Origin of the sequence: Bradyrhizobium sp. CIR48 (genome assembly GCF_014198315.1) — a bacterium.
In the GTDB taxonomy this organism is placed as follows: domain Bacteria; phylum Pseudomonadota; class Alphaproteobacteria; order Rhizobiales; family Xanthobacteraceae; genus Bradyrhizobium.
Genome location: NZ_JACIHG010000006.1, coordinates 224,708 through 241,038 on the forward strand (window position 1 = coordinate 224,708; position 16,331 = coordinate 241,038).

Below are 16,331 nucleotides of genomic sequence, written 5' to 3' on the forward strand. Positions count from 1 at the left end.
AACACTTACTTCGCGCGGCGGCGGGTCTTCATGTCGAGCCAGACCGCGAGAATGACGATGATGCCGGTGACCAGCGGCTGCCAGTTGGCGCTGACCGAGAGCAGGTTCATGCCGTTCAGCACCAGCGTCAGGATCAGCGCGCCGATGAAGGTGCCGAACACGGTGCCGACGCCGCCGAACAGCGAGGTGCCGCCGATCAGCACGGCCGCGATCGCGGGCAGCGTCAGGCTCTCGCCAATGTCGGCCTCGGCCGAATTGAGCCGCGACAGGAAGATGATCGATGCAAGGCCCGCCATGGTGCCCGAGACCGCGTAGACCAGCAGCAGGCGGCGCGCGACGGGGATACCGGAGAGGCGGGCCGCGACCGGATTGGCGCCGATCGCATAGATCTCCTGGCCCCAGATCGTGCGCTGCGCAAACAGCGTCCCGATCCCGAGGAACACCAGCAGCAGATAGACCGGGATCGGCAGGCCGAACAGATAGCCGCTACCGATCTGGCGGAAGCCCGCGGGGAAGCCGTGAAGGGTCTCGCCTGCCATGTACCAGTAAGTGAGGCCGTTCAGCACCCACAGCATGCCATAGGTGGCGATGAAGGAGGGGATGCGCAGCGCAGTGACCATGATGCCGTTGAGCAGGCCAACGATGCCGCCGCAGGCAAGCCCGGTGAGGATACCGAGTGCGGGCGAACCGGTCTTGTGGATCACAGTGCCGGCGATGCAGGCCGACAGCGCAACATTGGCGCCGACGGAGAGGTCGAGGCCGGCCGTCAGCACCACCAGCGTCAGGCCGGAGGCGATGAAGAAGGTCAGGCTCGCTTGTCTCAGCACATTGAGGATGTTGCCGAGGCTGAGGAAGGAATCGCTGAGCACGGCGAGCACCGCGCAGATCAGGAGAGCTGCGAGCAGGCGATAGAACACCTGGATCGCGTCCTGCGACAGGAATGAGCGGGGCGGCATCATGGCGTCTTTCGTGATGTCGGTCATGCCCGGCTCCTGAGACCATCGAGGAACAGCGCGACGATGACGAGCACGCCGACGCTTGCGACCTGCACGGAGGAGGGCAGCGAGATCAGGTTGAGCCCGTTGCGCAACACGCCGACGGAGAGGACGCCGAGCAGGGTACCGAGCAGCCAGCCATTGCCGCGCTCGAACGAGGTGCCGCCGACGGCGACCGCGGCGATGGCATCAAATTCGAGGCCAAGGCCGGCGGTGGGGTGGCCGGAATTCATCCGCGCGGTCATCAGCAGGCCCGCGATGCCGGCCATGGCGCCGCCGAGCGCGTAGACCGCGATCAGCAGCTTGTTCGGCGAGAGGCCGGCATAGCGCAGGGCCTCGCGGTTGCCGCCGAGCGCGAAGATGTAGGTGCCGAAGCGGGTGTGATAGAGCAGGCCGTGAAACGCAGCGTAGGTGACGAGCGCCATCACGATCGGCACGGGAATGCCGAGCAGTGTCGCCGAATAGATGTCGCGGACGCTGTGGGGGATGCCGACCACGCTCTGGCCGTCGCTGACGATCAGCGACAGGCCCTGGGCCATGCCGAGCGTGCCCAGCGTCGCGACGAAGGGCGGAATGCCGAGGATGGCGACCAGCCAGCCGTTGGCGACGCCGAAGGCCGCACCGACCAGCAGGCCGGCGCCGAAACCCAGCAACATCGATTTGGTGGCCAGCGACACGATCGCGACACAGAGCGAGGTCAGGGTCAGCACCGCGCCCATCGACAAGTCCAGCCCCTCGGTCATGATGATCAGGGTCATCGGCAGCGCGAGCATTGTCAGGATGGTCGACTGCACCAGCACGTTGGAGAGGTTGGCGACCGACAGGAAGCCGGGCGCGATCACGCTGAACAGCGTGATCAGGAGCACCAGGACGATGGCAACGCCGGGAATGCGTTGCAACGGATTGGGCTGTGAAACGACCGCGGCCTCACGCATGATGCATCCCCAATCGCACGATGTTTTCCTCGGTCAGTTCGTTGCGGTTCAGGTGGCCGGCGATGCGCCCCTCGCGCATCACATAGGCGCGGTCGCAGACATGGCAGATCTCGACCTGCTCGGACGAGATCATCAGTGCCGCCGCGCCTTCCGCGACCAGGCGGTCGATCAGCGCAAAAATCTCGGACTTGGCGCCGATGTCGATGCCGCGCGTCGGCTCGTCGAAGATGAAGAGCTTTGAGCCGGCCGCCAGCCATTTGCCGATCACGACCTTCTGCTGGTTGCCGCCCGAGAGCAGGCCGACGGTCTGACGCGCACTCGGTGTCGCGATCCTCAATTGCCGGATCAGGCCGTCGGACGTCCGTTGCGCGCCACGGGAATCGAAAAGCCCGCTCGGGAACAGTTTTCGCAGCGCCGAGACCACCAGATTGTCGCTCACCGAGCGCAGCAGCGCGAGGCCCTCGCTCTTGCGGCTCTCCGGGATCAGCGCGATACCGCGGCGGGCGGCGAGGTCAGGCTCGCCGGAGATGGTCTTGCCGTCGAAGATGATCTCGCCGGCGCTGACGGGATCGGCGCCGAAGATGGCGCGCGCGACTTCGCTGCGGCCCGAGCCGACCAGGCCGCACAGGCCGACGATCTCGCCCCGGCGCACCTCGATGTTGATGTCGGAGATGCCGGTCGAGGCGGTCAGACCCTTGACCTCGAGCAGCAGATCGCCGGGCTTGTCGGCAAAATTGCGCGGATAGGTCATGTCGACGTTGCGGCCGACCATCATGCGGACCAGTTGGTCGGGCGTGACGTCGGCGGGCCGGACGCCGTCGATGCGCCGGCCGTCGCGCAGCACGGTGATACGATCGCCGAGCGCGAACACCTCGGCCATCCGGTGCGAGATATAGACGATGGAGACGCCGTCGGCCTTCAGCCGCGCGATCAAGGCGAACAGCAGCTCGGTCTCGCGGTCGGACAGCGCCGCGGTCGGCTCGTCCATGACGAGGATGCGGGCGTTCTGGCTGATCGCCTTGGCAATCTCGACCATCTGCTGCTGCGCGACGCCGAGCTTGTCGACAATGGTGGAGGGATCGATGTCGAAGCCGATGGTGTCGAGCACGCGCTTTGCGTCGCCTAGGATCTTGCGGCGGTCGATGGTGCCGGGGATGTGGCCTTTCGGCTCGCGGCCGAGGAAGATGTTCTGTGCGATATCGAGATAGGGGACGAGCGAGAATTCCTGGAAGATCACAGCAATGCCGAGCTTCTGCGCATCGGCGGTCGAGGAGATCGCGACCTTCTCGCCCTTGTAGTAGAACTCGCCGGCATCGGCGCGGTAGGCGCCGCACAGCACCTTCATCAGGCTCGACTTGCCGGCACCATTCTCGCCCAGCAGCATGTGGACCTCGCCGGGGTGAACGGCAAAGGACACGTCATCCAGCGCCTTGACGCCGGGGAACTCCTTGCTGATGCCGCGCAGCTCCAGCAGCGGCGTCGGCGAGGTGACCTCGATCGGGAGCGCGTCGCTCATACTTTGGCTCCGCCTGAAAAGATCTTTCCGGGATTCATCAGACCATTCGGATCGAGCGCGGTCTTGATGGATCGCATCACGTCGACGGCTTCGCCGAGCTCGTCGGTGAGATAATCGATCTTGCCAAGCCCGATGCCATGCTCGCCGGTACAGGTTCCGTCCATGGCGATGGCGCGGGCGACCATGCGGGCCTGCAGCGCCTTGGCGCCTTCGGCCTCCTCGGGCTTTGTCGGGTCGATCAGGATCAGCATGTGGAAATTGCCGTCGCCGACATGGCCGACGATCGGTGCGGTAAAGCCGTGCTCGTCGGCGTCGCGCCGCGTCTCTGTCAGGCATTCCGCCAGCCGCGAGATCGGCACGCAGACATCGGTGATCACGGCGCGCGCGCCGGGCCGCAGGCCCAGGCCCGCATAGAGCGTGTTGTCACGGGCGTGCCAGAGTCGGCTGCGGTCTTCCGGCGCCTTGGCCCAGGCAAAGCCGTGGCCGCCATTGTCGGCGGCGATCGCCTGCGCGGCCTCGGCCTGTTCGGCGACGGAGATCTCGGAGCCGTGGAATTCGAAGAACAGGGTGGGGGCCTCGCGATAGCCGAGCTTGGCGTAGGCGTTGATGCCGCGCATCATGACGTCGTCGAGCAGCTCAATGCGCGCCACGGGGATCGCGGACTGGATCACGGAGATCGCGGTGTCGACGGCATTATGGAGTGTGTCGAAGCTGCAGACCGCGGCCGAGATCGCCTGCGGCACCGGATGCACCTTCAGCGTGATCTCGGTGATGATTCCGAGCGTGCCCTCCGCGCCGACGAACACGCGGGTGAGGTCATAACCGGCGGCCGACTTCCGCGCACGCTTCGCGGTCCGGATCACGCGGCCATCGGCCAGCACCACTTCCAGCGCCATGACATTGTCCTTCATGGTGCCATAGCGCACCGCCATAGTGCCGGAGGCGCGCGTGGAGGTCATGCCGCCGATCGAGGCGTCGGCGCCGGGGTCGATCGGGAAGAACAGGCCGGTGTTGCGCAGCTCCGCATTGAGCTGCTTGCGGGTAATGCCAGGCTGCACCACGACATCCATGTCGCTGTCGTGCACGGCGAGCACCTTGTTCATGCGGGCGAAGTCGAAGCAGACGCCGCCTGCGACCGAGGCCGCATTGCCTTCGAGCGAGGTGCCGGCGCCGAACGGAACGATCGGCATGCCCGCGCTCGCGCACAGCTTGACGATCTCCGCGACCTCCTGCGTGGTCTCAGGGAAGACGACGATGTCGGGCGGCAAATTGCGATAATGCGACTCGCTTTGCCCGTGCTGATCGAGCACGCCGCGCGCAACGCTCGCGCGCGGGCCGATCATGCCCGTGAGGCGCTCGGCCAATATGCTTGCGCTGACCCGCGGTCCCATCCTCAGCTCCCGTCTGCTCCCTGTTGCCGGACTCTTGCTGGTCCGTCGCCGCTCTAGCTTAAGCGGCTCTTGCGTTGCTCGCGGCCTGCTTCAGGCCGAAATCATAGTTGAGATGGAAATACTCGCTGTCCACCATGCGACCATCAGGCGCACGGCCGGCCGGATGCCTCGCGAATTCACGGATCAGGCTGTCCTTGACGCCGAACACCACGTCCGAATCGAGATACTGGTCGCCGGCGACAAACACGTGTGTCACGAGCTGCTCAAAGCCGGGCGCGGAAATCATGAAATGCACATGCGCTGGCCGCCAGGGATGACGGCCCTGCGCCTCCAGCATCTCGCCGACCGGCCCGTCATGCGGAATGGGGTAGGCGGCCGGCTTGATCGACCAGAAATGAAATCTGCCATTGGCGTCGGTGTGGAAGCGCGCGCGCATCGCGAGATCGCCGATGGCGTCGAGCTGCTGCACGTCGTAATAGCCGTCATCGTCGGAGTGCCAGACGTCGACGACGGCCCCTGCGAGCGGCTTTCCGTCGACGGTCGACACCGAGCCGGTGACCAGCATCGGATCGCCCTCCATCGGACCGGAGATATCCGCGCCGCTGTCCTTTTCCGGTGCGGCCTGGACGAAGAATGGGCCGAGCACCGTTGTCTCGGTCGCGCCCTCCGGCACCGGGTGGTTGATCGCATCGACCAGCATGGAGACACCGAGCGTGTCCGACAGCAGGATGAACTCCTGGCGCTTGTCGTCGCACATGTGGCCGGTGCGGGTCAGGAAGTCGATGCCGAGCTCCCATTCCTTCTGGGTCGGACGGATCTCGCGGACGAAGGCATGAAGGTGGCGCACTAGCGCTTCGCTGACCTGCTTGATGCGCGGATCGCCAGCGTCCTTGATCCGCTCCAGCACCGCGTCGGTGATCGTGTTCTCGTTGAAATTGCGCATATGTGCCTTCCGCCGATCAGAGTTTGGGCTCGCCGAGCCCGGACAGCCGTTCCAGGTGCTTGACGGTCGCGATGAAGTCGGTGTCGCCGTCGCCTTGTGCGACCAGCGAGCCGTAGGTCTCGCGCACTTGCGCCGCGAGCTGCAACGGCACGCCGACGGCGTGGCCGGCTCCCAGGATCAGGTCGAGATCCTTGGCCATCTGCTTGCAGGAGAAAGTGGATTCGAAATCGCGGTTGCGCAGTGGCGCGGTCTTGTACTTCACCATCGGCGAGGCCACCGCGCTGTCGTCGAGCACCTTCAAGATGTCCTGCCAGGCGATGCCGCCCTTGCGCGCCAGAGCCAGGCTCTCCGCCATCATCGCCGCCGATACCGCGATCATCAGATTGACCGAGAGTTTCGCGTAACGGGCTTCCTCGGCCGGACCGAGATAGGTCTGCGCGCGGGTGAAGGCGGCGAACAGCGGCTTTGCGTTTTCGAAGGCGTCTTTCGGCCCCGAGACGAAGCAGGTCAGCGCGCCCGTATGAACGATGCTGGCATTGCCAGAGACCGGTGCGCGCAGATAGGCAATGCCGCGGGCCTGTGCCGCGGCCGCAACTTCAGTGGAAGCCTCGACACTGACAGTGCTGGTTTCGATCAAAACCGCGCCGGGCGCCATGGCGGCGATGACGCCGGTGGTGCCGAGCAGCGCGCCGCGCAACGCGGTGTCGTCGGGCAGGGAGGTGACGACAGCCGCCTTGCTGCTCACGGCGTCGGCCGGCGATGCGGCAATCGCAATACCTTGCGCGCGTGCCTCGTTGATCCGCGCCGCGCTCTGGTCGAACGCGGTGACGGCATAACCGGCCTTGGTGACGAGCGCCGACATCGGCAGGCCCATCTTGCCGATCCCGATGAAAGCGATGTTTTTCGAGGTGTCTGTCATTGTTGTTGTCCGTTGGCGCCTCAGGCGGCGCGTCCCTGTCGTTCGATGTCCTGCACCAGCCGCCGGCCGGATTGCGCCAGCAGCTCTTTCTTCGTCTCCAACCCCTCAGCCAGCAGTCGGCCGTTCCGCTTCTTCCAGGCGCCGCCGATCATGACGGCCTCGATATTCACGAGGCTGGTCTGCATCACCACGGTCGCAACGGGATCGTGCACCGGGACGAGGTTGAGATCGGAGGCGTTGATGATGACGAGGTCGGCAAGTTTCCCGGGTGTCAGCGAGCCGATCTGATCTTCGCGGCCGAGCATGCGGGCGCCTTCCGTCGTGATCCAGCGCAGCGCCTCGCGCACCGGGATCGTGGTCGTTGCGGGGATGGTGCCGCTGGTCTTGCGGGACTCCGCATTGTCGAGCGATCGCTGCATCGAGAGCGCAATGCGCGCGGCGGAGAACAGGTCGCCGGCCAGGATGGATTCGAGGTCAATGCCGATGGTCGGTCGCACGCCACGCCTGAGCAACCGTCCGGTGATCGGAAAGCCATGGCCCTGGATCATCTCGTTCTCGGGCGTCACCGAGAAGGAGACGCCGAGATCGACGAGACGATCGAGCAGATCGTCGGGCAGATCGTTGCCATGGACGATGTTGATGCCGGTGCCGACGAGGCCGGCTTCGATCAGCTTCTCCCAACCGCCGGGTGTCTTGGCCGGACCGCCGCCCTGATGCATCGATGCGATCAGCTTGAGCTCGCGCGCCATGCGGAAGTCATGCATGGCGACCTCGAGCGTCGAATAATGCGGGCCGAGGATCGCAAGCCCGAGCGTGACGAGGCCGTCGCGGTCGGCGAGGGGACCGGCCAGCAGCCGCTCGACCTCGCGGCGCGGATGCGGCACTTCCGAGAAATGCGGCTCGCCGGGCTTTGGTTCCGGTTTTGGCGAGCCATGGAAGAACGCGGCGCGAATGCCGCTCTCGATCAGGCCGCGCACGGCGGCGTCGGTATGATCAGGCGTCGGATTGTTGTGGCACCAGTCGACCAGCGTGGTGATGCCGCAATTGATCTGGTTCAACGCGCCCACGAGGGTTGCGATGTAAATGTCGTCGGGCCGGAACACGGTCGCAAGGCCCGCATGCATGCGGCGGAAATATTCCAGCAGCGTCCAGTTCGCGGCATAGCCGCGCAGGCCGGTCTGCCAAGTGTGCATATGCGCGTTGATCAGGCCGGGGATGACGATGCGCCCTGCGCCGTCGATGACCTCGGTGTCGGCCGCAACGTCGATCGATGGCCGCACCTCGACGATGCGGTTGCCCTCGACCAGCACGTCGCCGTTGCCGAGGTCGCCGATCGCGTCATCCATGCTGATGACGGTCGCGGATCTGATCAAGGTGCGCTGCATCGTCAAGCCGCCGCCTTGATTGGGGCCGGCGGCTCGCCAGCCCAGGCGCGCGCGATCAGGTCGCGGATGGCGCCGCGCTCGAGCGGGCGCGGATTCCAGTAGGCGTTGGTGACGGCAAGATCCGCCGCCTTGTCGATGCCGCCCTCGGGCATCCCGATATCGCGCAGTGCCGTCTTCGCACCCAACCGCTTCGCAAGCTCGAAAAGTCCCTGCGATGCATCGGCAGCGCCGATTGCGCGCGAGACGCGTGCCATCGCGTCGGGCACGGCTGGCGCGTTGTAGGCGAGCGCATGCGGCAGCACGATGGTGTGAGTCTCGGCGTGCGGCAGGTCGAAGGTTCCACCGAGCGTGTGGCAGAGCTTGTGATGCAGCGCCATGCCGACGGTACCAAGACAGACGCCGCATAGCCATGCACCATAAAGTGCTTCGGTGCGGGCCTCGCGGTCATCGCCCTTGGCCGCGATGGCAGGCAGGGCGCGGGCCAGTGCGCGGATGCCTTCTTCCGCCATCAGCGAGGTCACGGGATTGGCATCCCGCGCATAGAGGGCCTCAACGGCATGGGCGATAGCGTTGATGCCCGATGTCGCGGCCAGGCTAGCCGGCAGCGTCAAGGTGAGATCGACATCGTAGATCACGGTCTCCGGCAGGATTGCCGCATCGCGCACCGTGGTCTTCAGGCCGTTCTCGGTCTGGCCGACGATCGGCGTCATCTCCGAGCCGGCATAGGTGGTGGGGATGCAGAGCTGGTTGATTCCGGTGCGCAAGGCCAGCGCCTTGCCGAGGCCGGTGGTTGAGCCGCCGCCGAGCGAGACGACGCAATCGGCCTCGCACGCCTTCATCGCCGCGAGCGCACGCTCCGTAACCTCAACAGGCGTGTGCATGGTGGCCCCGGAAAACAGTCCGGCATAGAGCGGGCCGAGCGCCGACCCAAGGCTCTTGCCTTGCGCCTCCTGCTGCGGCGTCGTCAGCACCAGGGCGCGCTTGCCGCCGAGCCGCTCGACCTCGGCCTTCGCGGAGCCAAGCGTACCGCTGCCGAACACGACGCGGCAGGGCAGGTTTTCAAAGGTGAACGAACCGATCATGCGCCGGTCTCTTTGATGGGATAATCGACCTGGAAGCGCCCGATCCGCAAGTCGCCAAGCGCCTCGCGCACGCGCAGATGTTCCGGATGGTTGGCATAGGCCGAGAGCGCGGCCTGGTCGGTGAATTCCGAGAACAGCACCACGTCGCAGGCGTAGTCGACCGCGCTGACGTCCATGCCGACTTCGATATGGGTGAGGCCGTCGATCCGGCCCTTGAGGCCCTCGAACAGGGTCTTGACCTTGACCCGGGCGGCGGAGCGCTCCTCGGGGCTTTCCCCGCGCAGCCGCCACATCACGATGTGCCTGATCGGGCCCGACATTTCCTGATTTCCTCGCCTGCCATTGTGCTTTGTTGGCGCTATTTTGCCTTGCAGAAATCGGAAATAAAGGCCAAAATTTGTAAGTCTCTTTTCCTATTTTCGCAAAAATGGACCGGCTGCTCCAACTCGAAGTCTTCTCCAAAACCGCCGAGCTCGGCAGCCTGTCCAAGGCCGCCGAAATCCTGCGGATGTCGAACGCGGCCGCCAGCCGCCACCTCAGCGCGCTGGAGGAACGACTCGCAGTCCGGCTGATCGAGCGCAACACGCGCCGCCTATGGCTGACGGAGGCAGGGCAGGAGCTCCTGCAGCGGTGCGGCACATTGTTGAACGAGCTCGCCGAAGCCGAGGATGCCGTCTCCGACCGCGCGCTGTCGCCGAAGGGCATGCTGCGCGTGACGAGCTCGCTGTCCTTTGCGATGATCTATCTCGCGCCGATGCTGCCCGCCTTCCGCGCGCTCTATCCTGATCTGAGCGTGCAGATCATCAGCGCAAACCGCTACCTGGACTTCATCGAGGCCGGCATTGACGTCGCGATCCGCACGCGCGAGCACGAGCCGGACTCCAACATCATCGTCCGCCGTATCGGCCAGATGCACCGCGTGCTCGCGGCGGCCCCGTCATATCTGGAGAAGCACGGCCGGCCGGAGCACCCTGCCGATCTCGCCCGCCACAACATGCTGATCTACAATCTCGCCAACGATCCCTATTCGCTGCGGCTCAGCCAGGGCAGCACGACGCAGACGGTGCGGATCGCGCCGACGCTCGACAGCAATGATGGCCAGATCATCTGCGGTGCGGCACGCGCGGGGCTCGGCATCCTGATCCAGCCACTTTACATCGTGCAGAGCGATATCGCGGCCGGCCGGCTCGTGCCTGTCCTGATGGGCTGGGAGCTGCCGCTGCTCACCATGAACATCGCCTATCAAAACCGCGTCCGGCTGCCCGCCAAGATCAGGGTGTTTTCCGACTTCCTGGTCAGCCACATCCGCGAGCATTCGGAGCCGGGGATCTGGATCGACGCGGCGAAGTGAGCGGAAGCATCCATGTATCTCGGCATCGATCTCGGCACCTCCGCAGTCAAGACCATTCTCGTCGACGGTGCCCAGCGCGTGATTGCAAGCGAGAGCCGGCCGCTGACGATCACCTCGCCGCAATCAGGCTATTCCGAGCAGGATCCCGCGCAATGGATCGAGGCGACCTTCGCCACGCTCGATGCCCTGAAGGTATCGCATGGAAGAGAACTCGCGGCGGTCGAGGGCATCGGGCTGTCCGGACAAATGCATGGCGCCATGCTGCTCGATGCGAGCTTGAGACCGCTGCGGCCTTGTATCCTCTGGAACGACGGACGCGCCGCCGCCGAGTGTCGCGTCCTGGAGCAGCGCTGGCCCGCCTTGCGTGCAGTGACGGGCAACAAGGCGATGCCGGGATTCACCGCGCCAAAACTGCTCTGGATCGCGAGGCACGAACCTGAAGTCTTTGCAGCGACGAAGTTGGTGCTGCTGCCAAAGGCCTACCTGCGCCTGGTGCTATCAGGCGAAGCCATCGAGGACGTCTCGGATGCGTCGGGATCCCTGTGGCTCGACGCCGCGCGCCGCGACTGGTCGGACGCAGCGCTCGCCGCGACTGGACTGTCGCGCGATCACATGCCGCGTCTGGTCGAGGGATGCGCGCCTGCAACGACGCTGCGCAGCGAGCTCGCGGAACGCTGGGGTATGACCCGGCAGCCGGTGATCGCGGGCGGCGCCGGCGACAATCCGGCCGGCGCCGTCGGCATCGGCGCGATCGAGCCGGGAACCGCATTCATCTCGCTGGGAACCTCGGGTGCCTTGCTGGCCCCGACCAACAGGATAGCCGCCAACCCCGACCGCGTCGTGCACACGTTCTGCCACGCCATTCCCGGCATGTGGATTCAAGCCGGCGCGATCCTGTCGGCTGCCTCCTGCCTTGCCTGGGCCGCGCGCGTGTTCGGCGTTACCGAGGCTGAATTGCTGGCACCGCTCGGATCGCGCCCGCGGGCACCTTCGCCCGTGAGCTTCCTGCCGTATCTCGCGGGTGAGCGGACGCCGCACGACGATTCCGTCGTGCGCGGCATGCTCGATGGCTTGAGCCATGGCACCGATCGCGGGATGATCGTGCAGGCGGTGCTCGAGGGCGTTGCGTTTGCGCTCGCCGATTGCCGCGACGCACTCGCCGATGCTGGCATTGTGATTGCGGAAGCCGATGCCATTGGCGGTGGTTCACGGTCCGGCTTCTGGCTCTCGGTGTTGGCGAACGTGCTGAACGTTCCGATCCACCGCTTCGCCGGAGGTGAGACCGGCGCCGCGTTCGGTGCGGCGAGATTGGGGCGACTTGCTGTCACGGGTGAGGCAATCGAAACCGTGTGCACGCGGCCGCAACGCATCGAGACGTTCGAACCTGACGCTGGGCTGACGGATGCTTATGCCGAGCGGCTTCCCGCGTGGCGCGAACTGTATCGGCCGCGCCACTAGCATCGCCTCGATGCTACATTCCGGCCTGTTCGGTATTGCCCTGTGCCGCGGCCTTTTGTTTAATGCGCAAGCCGCGCTGACAGAATGATTGAGACGCGGGTGGGAAACGCATTGTGCGCCGGGAGGCACGATGAACGATCCGATCCTCGAGATGCGTGGGGTCTCAAAATCCTTCTTCGGCATCAAGGCGCTGCGTGCCGTCGATCTCACCGTCTATGCCGGCGAAATTCATGCGTTGATGGGTGAGAACGGCGCCGGCAAGTCGACGCTGATGAAGATCCTGTCCGGCGCCTACAGACCCGATCCCGGCGGCGAGATCCGCATCGAAGGACATCCGGTCCGGATCGAAGGCCCGCTCGGCGGCCGCGCGGCGGGCATCTCCATCATCTATCAGGAGCTGTCGCTCGCGCCCAATCTCAGTGTTGCCGAGAATATCTATCTGGGACGGGAGATATCGCGGACAGGCTTGCTGGCGCGCGGCGCCATGCGCGAGGCCGTCGGTCCGATCCTGAAACGGCTCGGCGCTGACTTCCAGCCGTCGACGCTGGTGGCGCATCTCTCCATGGGCCAGCGGCAACTGGTCGAGATCGCGCGGGCGTTGCATGCGAGATCAAAGATCCTGATCATGGACGAGCCGACCACCTCCTTGTCGGCCGCCGAAAGCGAGCGGCTGTTCGCGCTGATCCGCCAGCTCAGGGCGGAGGGGCTCGCCATCATCTACATCTCGCATCGCATGGACGAGGTCTACGCGCTCGGCGACCGCGTCACCGTGCTGCGCGACGGCCGGCTGGTCGGCTCGCTCGACAAGGCCGAGATCCGTGCCGACACCATCGTGCGGCTGATGGTCGGGCGCGACGTCTCATCGTTCTACAAGAAGGACCATGATCCCGAGGCAGGACGCGGCCATCCCGTGCTCGCCGCCATCGACATGGCTGATGGATTTCGCGTGAAGGGCTGCTCGATCACCGTGCACGCTGGCGAGGTGGTGGGTCTCGCCGGCCTGATCGGCGCCGGCCGCACCGAGCTTGCGCATCTCATCATCGGCGCGTTGCCAAAAACCTCCGGCCGGCTCGAGCTGGAGGGGCGCCCGGTCGAGATCCATACACCGGGTGAGGCGCTCGAGGCCGGGATCGCCTATCTGACCGAGGACAGGAAGGCGCTCGGCCTGTTTCTGGACATGTCGTGTCTGGACAACATCAACCTCGCGGTACTCGGCCGCGATGCGAAGCTCGGCTGGTTCCTGGATCGTGACAAGGCACGCGAGCGCGCCGATCGAGCCTTCGCAGGGCTCAGCATTCGCGCCGCCAATGTCGGCGTCCCCGCCGGTGGCCTGTCCGGCGGCAATCAGCAGAAGCTGCTGCTGTCGCGGCTTCTTGCCATTGCGCCAAAGGTGCTGATCCTCGACGAGCCGACGCGCGGCGTCGACGTCGGCGCCAAGTCCGAGATCTATTCGATCATCGACAATCTCGCCAAGGCCGGCACCGCCATCCTCGTCATCTCGTCCGATCTGCCGGAGATTATCGGCATCTGCGACCGCGTCGTCGTGATGCGAGCCGGGCACATCGCCGGCGAGGTCAGGCGTGAAGCGGCGGTCGCGCTGAACCAGGAAGACATCATGGCGCTTGCGACGGGGATGGAGCATCTCGATGCCTGACAATGGTGCTTCGCAGGCCAAGCCGGCATCGACGACGACCAACGGTGCTGCCGCAGAGTCAAAGCGCCAGCGGGTGAGGGTGCTGATCAGCGCGCTCGGCATGCTGCCGGTGCTGCTGATCCTGTGCGGCGGTTTCCATTTCCTGTCCGAGGGCCGCTTCTTCACCGGACAAAATCTCGGCATCGTGCTGCAGCAGGCAGCGGTGAACACCGTGCTCGCCGCGGGCATGACCTTCGTGATCCTCACCGGCGGCATCGATCTTTCGGTCGGCTCGATCCTGGCGGCTTCCGCGATGGCCGGGCTGACGCTCTCCAAGATGCCGGAGCTCGGGATGCTGTGGCTGCCGGCCGCGCTGCTCACCGGCCTTGGCTTCGGTGTCGTCAACGGCGCGCTGATCGCGCTGCTCCGATTGCCGCCCTTCATCGTCACGCTCGGCTCTCTCACCGCCGTGCGGGGCCTGGCGCGACTGCTCGGCGCCGACACCACGGTGTTCAATCCCTCGATTCCCTATGCTTTCATCGGCAACGGCTCGCTGACGCTCATTCCCGGCGTCGTCTCGATCCCATGGCTCTCGGTGATAGCCTTGCTCGTCATTCTCGTCTCATGGCTGGTGCTGCGCCGGACGGTGCTCGGCGTGCACATCTACGCGGTGGGCGGCAATGAAAGCGCGGCGCGGCTTGCCGGCATCAAGGTCTGGGCGGTGTTGATCTTCGTCTACGGCGTCTCCGGGCTTTTCGCCGGGCTCGGCGGCGCGATGCAGGCGGCGCGGCTCTACGCCGCCAACGGCCTGCAGCTCGGCCAGTCCTACGAGCTCGACGCCATCACCGCCGTGATCCTCGGCGGCACCTCATTCGTCGGCGGCATCGGCTCGATCTGGGGTACGCTGGTCGGCGCGCTGATCATCGCGGTGCTCTCGAACGGCCTGATCCTCGTCGGCGTCTCCGACATCTGGCAATACGTGATCAAGGGCCTGGTGATCATCGGTGCCGTCGCGCTCGACCGCTATCGGCTGCAGGGCTCCGCCAGGACGTGAAAGGTTCCGGTGCGGCTACTGGTCTGCCGTGCCTGACATGAAGACAGACCAGGGAGGAAGCCAATGTTGAAGACGATCACGCTCGCCGGTGCCGCGACGGCGCTTGCCCTAAGCGCCGCGCCATCCTTCGCCAAGGAGCTCAAGTCAATCGGCGTCTCGCTGGGGTCGATGGGCAATCCGTTCTTCGTCGCGCTGTCGAAGGGCGCCGAGTTCGAGGCGAAGAAGACCAATCCCAATGTGAAGATCACGACCGTCGGCTTCGAATACGACCTCGGCAAGCAGGTCACCCAGATCGACAATTTCATTGCCGCCGGCGTCGACCTGATCCTGCTCAATCCGGGCGATCCCAAGGCGATCGGGCCGGCGATCAAGAAGGCGCAGGCGGCAGGCATCGTCGTCGTCGCGGTCGACACCGCGGCCGAAGGCGCCGATGCCACCGTGACCACGAACAACGTGCAGGCCGGCGAGATCTCCTGCCAGTACATCGTCGACAAATTGGGAGGCAAGGGCGATGTCATCATCGAGAACGGGCCGCAGGTCTCGGCGGTGATCGACCGCGTCGTCGGCTGCAAGAACGTCTTCTCGAAGAACGCCGGCATCAAGGTGTTGTCCAACGACCAGGACGGCAAAGGCTCGCGCGAAGGCGGCCTCACCGTCGCGCAGGGCTATCTGACCCGCTTCCCCAAGATCGACGCCATCTTCGCCATCAACGATCCGCAGGCGATCGGCACCGACCTTGCGGCGCGCCAGCAAAACCGCAGCGGTATCGTCATCACCGCGGTCGACGGCGCGCCCGATATCGAGGCCGCGTTGAAAGATCCGCAGTCGCCGCAGATCCAGGCCTCGGCCTCGCAGGACCCGTTCTTCATGGCACGGCGGGCCGTGCAGGTGGGTGTCGGCATCCTCAACGGCCAGAAACCGGCCTCGACCGTTGAGCTGCTGCCGTCCAAGCTCGTGACCCGGGACAACGTCGCCGAGTATAAGGGCTGGACCTCGGATCGTTCGCAGTAAACGCGCATCGCCGGTGCGCAGATGCGAGAATGGCGGGCGGCGTTTTGAATTACGCCGCCCCATAGCGTCATAGCGCCGATCGGCTGTCCGAGCGCGCGAGGCCGCCTCTTGTGTTAACCTCACGGAATCTCGATCGGCCGATTCGGAAGCGATCTCGTGAAATCCAGGACATCCGGTACCGCCTGGCGGCATGCCAATATCGGCCGCCTGCTCAACAACGCGGTTCGCCGCTTTGAAGGCCGCGTCCTCGAATTGATGGGCGAGCGGGGACACGACGAGACGCGCATTGCCCATGTCAGCCTCACCCGCAATCTCGACGTGGAGGGGACGCGGCTCACCGAGCTCGCCCGCCGTGCGTCCATGAGCAAGCAGGCGATGGGCGAGCTGGTCGATCAATGCGCCGAGCTCGGCCTGGTCGATCGCATCGCCGATCCGACCGACCGGCGCGCCCGCATCGTCATGTTCACGCCGGCCGGCCGCAAATGGCTCGACGCGTTCCGCGATGCGGTCGACATCGCCGAGCAGGAGATGCGCGTCGAGCTCGGCAAATCCGCCATGGACGCGATCCTGAAAGGGCTGACGGTCTACGGGGCGAAGTTCGACACGCTCGACGATGCCGATTAGTCAGGTAACTTGACGATATCGTCAGGCAGCCTTA

The 16,331-nt window shown here is 65.4% G+C and carries 15 protein-coding genes; 6 read left to right on the forward strand and 9 right to left on the reverse strand.

Annotated features, from left to right (window positions below):
* Positions 1-5: 5 nt before the first annotated feature.
* Genes GGD66_RS20155 through GGD66_RS20195 form a run of 9 tightly spaced genes read right to left on the reverse strand, consistent with a single transcriptional unit; the run spans position 6 to position 9,486 of the window.
* Positions 6-983, reverse strand: coding sequence for an ABC transporter permease (locus GGD66_RS20155; RefSeq protein WP_183258774.1), 978 nt, complete (start codon positions 981-983; stop codon positions 6-8).
* Complete coding sequence (locus tag GGD66_RS20160) at positions 980-1,930, reverse strand: ABC transporter permease (protein ID WP_092256105.1); 951 nt, start codon at positions 1,928-1,930, stop codon at positions 980-982. The genes GGD66_RS20155 and GGD66_RS20160 overlap by 4 nt, the downstream gene beginning before the upstream one ends.
* The gene (locus GGD66_RS20165) at positions 1,923-3,446 is read right to left on the reverse strand and encodes a sugar ABC transporter ATP-binding protein (protein ID WP_183258775.1); all 1,524 of its coding nucleotides are present in this window, start codon (positions 3,444-3,446) and stop codon (positions 1,923-1,925) included. Before GGD66_RS20165 ends, GGD66_RS20160 begins: the two co-directional genes overlap by 8 nt.
* Positions 3,443-4,837 carry an FAD-linked oxidase C-terminal domain-containing protein gene (locus tag GGD66_RS20170; protein WP_183258776.1) on the reverse strand — a complete coding sequence of 465 codons (1,395 nt, stop codon included), beginning with the start codon at positions 4,835-4,837 and terminating at the stop codon, positions 3,443-3,445. Before GGD66_RS20170 ends, GGD66_RS20165 begins: the two co-directional genes overlap by 4 nt.
* 58 nt (positions 4,838-4,895) lie before the next feature.
* On the reverse strand, positions 4,896-5,780 hold the full coding sequence (locus GGD66_RS20175; RefSeq protein ID WP_179731276.1) for an intradiol ring-cleavage dioxygenase: 885 nt from the start codon (positions 5,778-5,780) through the stop codon (positions 4,896-4,898).
* A 16-nt stretch (positions 5,781-5,796) separates the two neighbouring features.
* Positions 5,797-6,699, reverse strand: coding sequence for an NAD(P)-dependent oxidoreductase (locus GGD66_RS20180; protein ID WP_183258777.1), 903 nt, complete (start codon positions 6,697-6,699; stop codon positions 5,797-5,799).
* Between the two features lie 20 nt (positions 6,700-6,719).
* Positions 6,720-8,084: an amidohydrolase family protein gene (locus GGD66_RS20185; protein ID WP_183258778.1), complete on the reverse strand. Its 1,365-nt coding sequence runs from the start codon at positions 8,082-8,084 to the stop codon at positions 6,720-6,722.
* Between the two features lie 2 nt (positions 8,085-8,086).
* Positions 8,087-9,166, reverse strand: coding sequence for a maleylacetate reductase (locus GGD66_RS20190; RefSeq protein ID WP_179731271.1), 1,080 nt, complete (start codon positions 9,164-9,166; stop codon positions 8,087-8,089).
* Positions 9,163-9,486: a Dabb family protein gene (locus GGD66_RS20195; protein ID WP_038947956.1), complete on the reverse strand. Its 324-nt coding sequence runs from the start codon at positions 9,484-9,486 to the stop codon at positions 9,163-9,165. The genes GGD66_RS20190 and GGD66_RS20195 overlap by 4 nt, the downstream gene beginning before the upstream one ends.
* A 107-nt stretch (positions 9,487-9,593) precedes the next feature.
* Between GGD66_RS20195 and GGD66_RS20200 the strand changes: the two genes are divergently transcribed.
* The 6 genes from GGD66_RS20200 (at position 9,594) to GGD66_RS20225 (ending at position 16,297) form a co-directional block, all read left to right on the forward strand.
* Positions 9,594-10,517, forward strand: coding sequence for a LysR family transcriptional regulator (locus GGD66_RS20200; protein ID WP_018316009.1), 924 nt, complete (start codon positions 9,594-9,596; stop codon positions 10,515-10,517).
* A 12-nt stretch (positions 10,518-10,529) separates the two neighbouring features.
* Positions 10,530-11,975 (forward strand): xylulokinase, encoded by a 1,446-nt coding sequence (gene xylB, locus GGD66_RS20205; RefSeq protein WP_092256085.1) that lies wholly within the window; start codon positions 10,530-10,532, stop codon positions 11,973-11,975.
* Between the two features lie 130 nt (positions 11,976-12,105).
* The gene (locus GGD66_RS20210; RefSeq protein WP_183258779.1) at positions 12,106-13,629 is read left to right on the forward strand and encodes a sugar ABC transporter ATP-binding protein; all 1,524 of its coding nucleotides are present in this window, start codon (positions 12,106-12,108) and stop codon (positions 13,627-13,629) included.
* Complete coding sequence (locus GGD66_RS20215) at positions 13,622-14,662, forward strand: ABC transporter permease subunit (RefSeq protein ID WP_018316012.1); 1,041 nt, start codon at positions 13,622-13,624, stop codon at positions 14,660-14,662. Before GGD66_RS20210 ends, GGD66_RS20215 begins: the two co-directional genes overlap by 8 nt.
* A gap of 63 nt (positions 14,663-14,725) precedes the next feature.
* A complete protein-coding gene (locus GGD66_RS20220) occupies positions 14,726-15,673 on the forward strand; it encodes an ABC transporter substrate-binding protein (protein WP_018316013.1) in 948 nt (315 codons plus the stop codon).
* Positions 15,674-15,829: 156 nt separating this feature from the next.
* Positions 15,830-16,297 (forward strand): MarR family transcriptional regulator, encoded by a 468-nt coding sequence (locus tag GGD66_RS20225; protein ID WP_183258780.1) that lies wholly within the window; start codon positions 15,830-15,832, stop codon positions 16,295-16,297.
* Positions 16,298-16,331: the final 34 nt, after the last annotated feature.

What these genes read in the sequence shown, in the direction of transcription:
- GGD66_RS20220 (WP_018316013.1), top strand. Translation starts at nt 14,726, where the DNA reads ATGTTGAAGACGATCACGCTCGCCGGTGCCGCGACGGCGCTTGCCCTA.
- GGD66_RS20190 (WP_179731271.1), bottom strand. Translation starts at nt 9,166, where the DNA reads ATGATCGGTTCGTTCACCTTTGAAAACCTGCCCTGCCGCGTCGTGTTC.
- GGD66_RS20215 (WP_018316012.1), top strand. Translation starts at nt 13,622, where the DNA reads ATGCCTGACAATGGTGCTTCGCAGGCCAAGCCGGCATCGACGACGACC.
- GGD66_RS20210 (WP_183258779.1), top strand. Translation starts at nt 12,106, where the DNA reads ATGAACGATCCGATCCTCGAGATGCGTGGGGTCTCAAAATCCTTCTTC.
- GGD66_RS20175 (WP_179731276.1), bottom strand. Translation starts at nt 5,780, where the DNA reads ATGCGCAATTTCAACGAGAACACGATCACCGACGCGGTGCTGGAGCGG.
- GGD66_RS20170 (WP_183258776.1), bottom strand. Translation starts at nt 4,837, where the DNA reads ATGGGACCGCGGGTCAGCGCAAGCATATTGGCCGAGCGCCTCACGGGC.
- GGD66_RS20165 (WP_183258775.1), bottom strand. Translation starts at nt 3,446, where the DNA reads ATGAGCGACGCGCTCCCGATCGAGGTCACCTCGCCGACGCCGCTGCTG.
- GGD66_RS20195 (WP_038947956.1), bottom strand. Translation starts at nt 9,486, where the DNA reads ATGTCGGGCCCGATCAGGCACATCGTGATGTGGCGGCTGCGCGGGGAA.
- GGD66_RS20155 (WP_183258774.1), bottom strand. Translation starts at nt 983, where the DNA reads ATGACCGACATCACGAAAGACGCCATGATGCCGCCCCGCTCATTCCTG.
- GGD66_RS20180 (WP_183258777.1), bottom strand. Translation starts at nt 6,699, where the DNA reads ATGACAGACACCTCGAAAAACATCGCTTTCATCGGGATCGGCAAGATG.
- GGD66_RS20160 (WP_092256105.1), bottom strand. Translation starts at nt 1,930, where the DNA reads ATGCGTGAGGCCGCGGTCGTTTCACAGCCCAATCCGTTGCAACGCATT.
- GGD66_RS20200 (WP_018316009.1), top strand. Translation starts at nt 9,594, where the DNA reads ATGGACCGGCTGCTCCAACTCGAAGTCTTCTCCAAAACCGCCGAGCTC.
- xylB (WP_092256085.1), top strand. Translation starts at nt 10,530, where the DNA reads ATGTATCTCGGCATCGATCTCGGCACCTCCGCAGTCAAGACCATTCTC.
- GGD66_RS20185 (WP_183258778.1), bottom strand. Translation starts at nt 8,084, where the DNA reads ATGCAGCGCACCTTGATCAGATCCGCGACCGTCATCAGCATGGATGAC.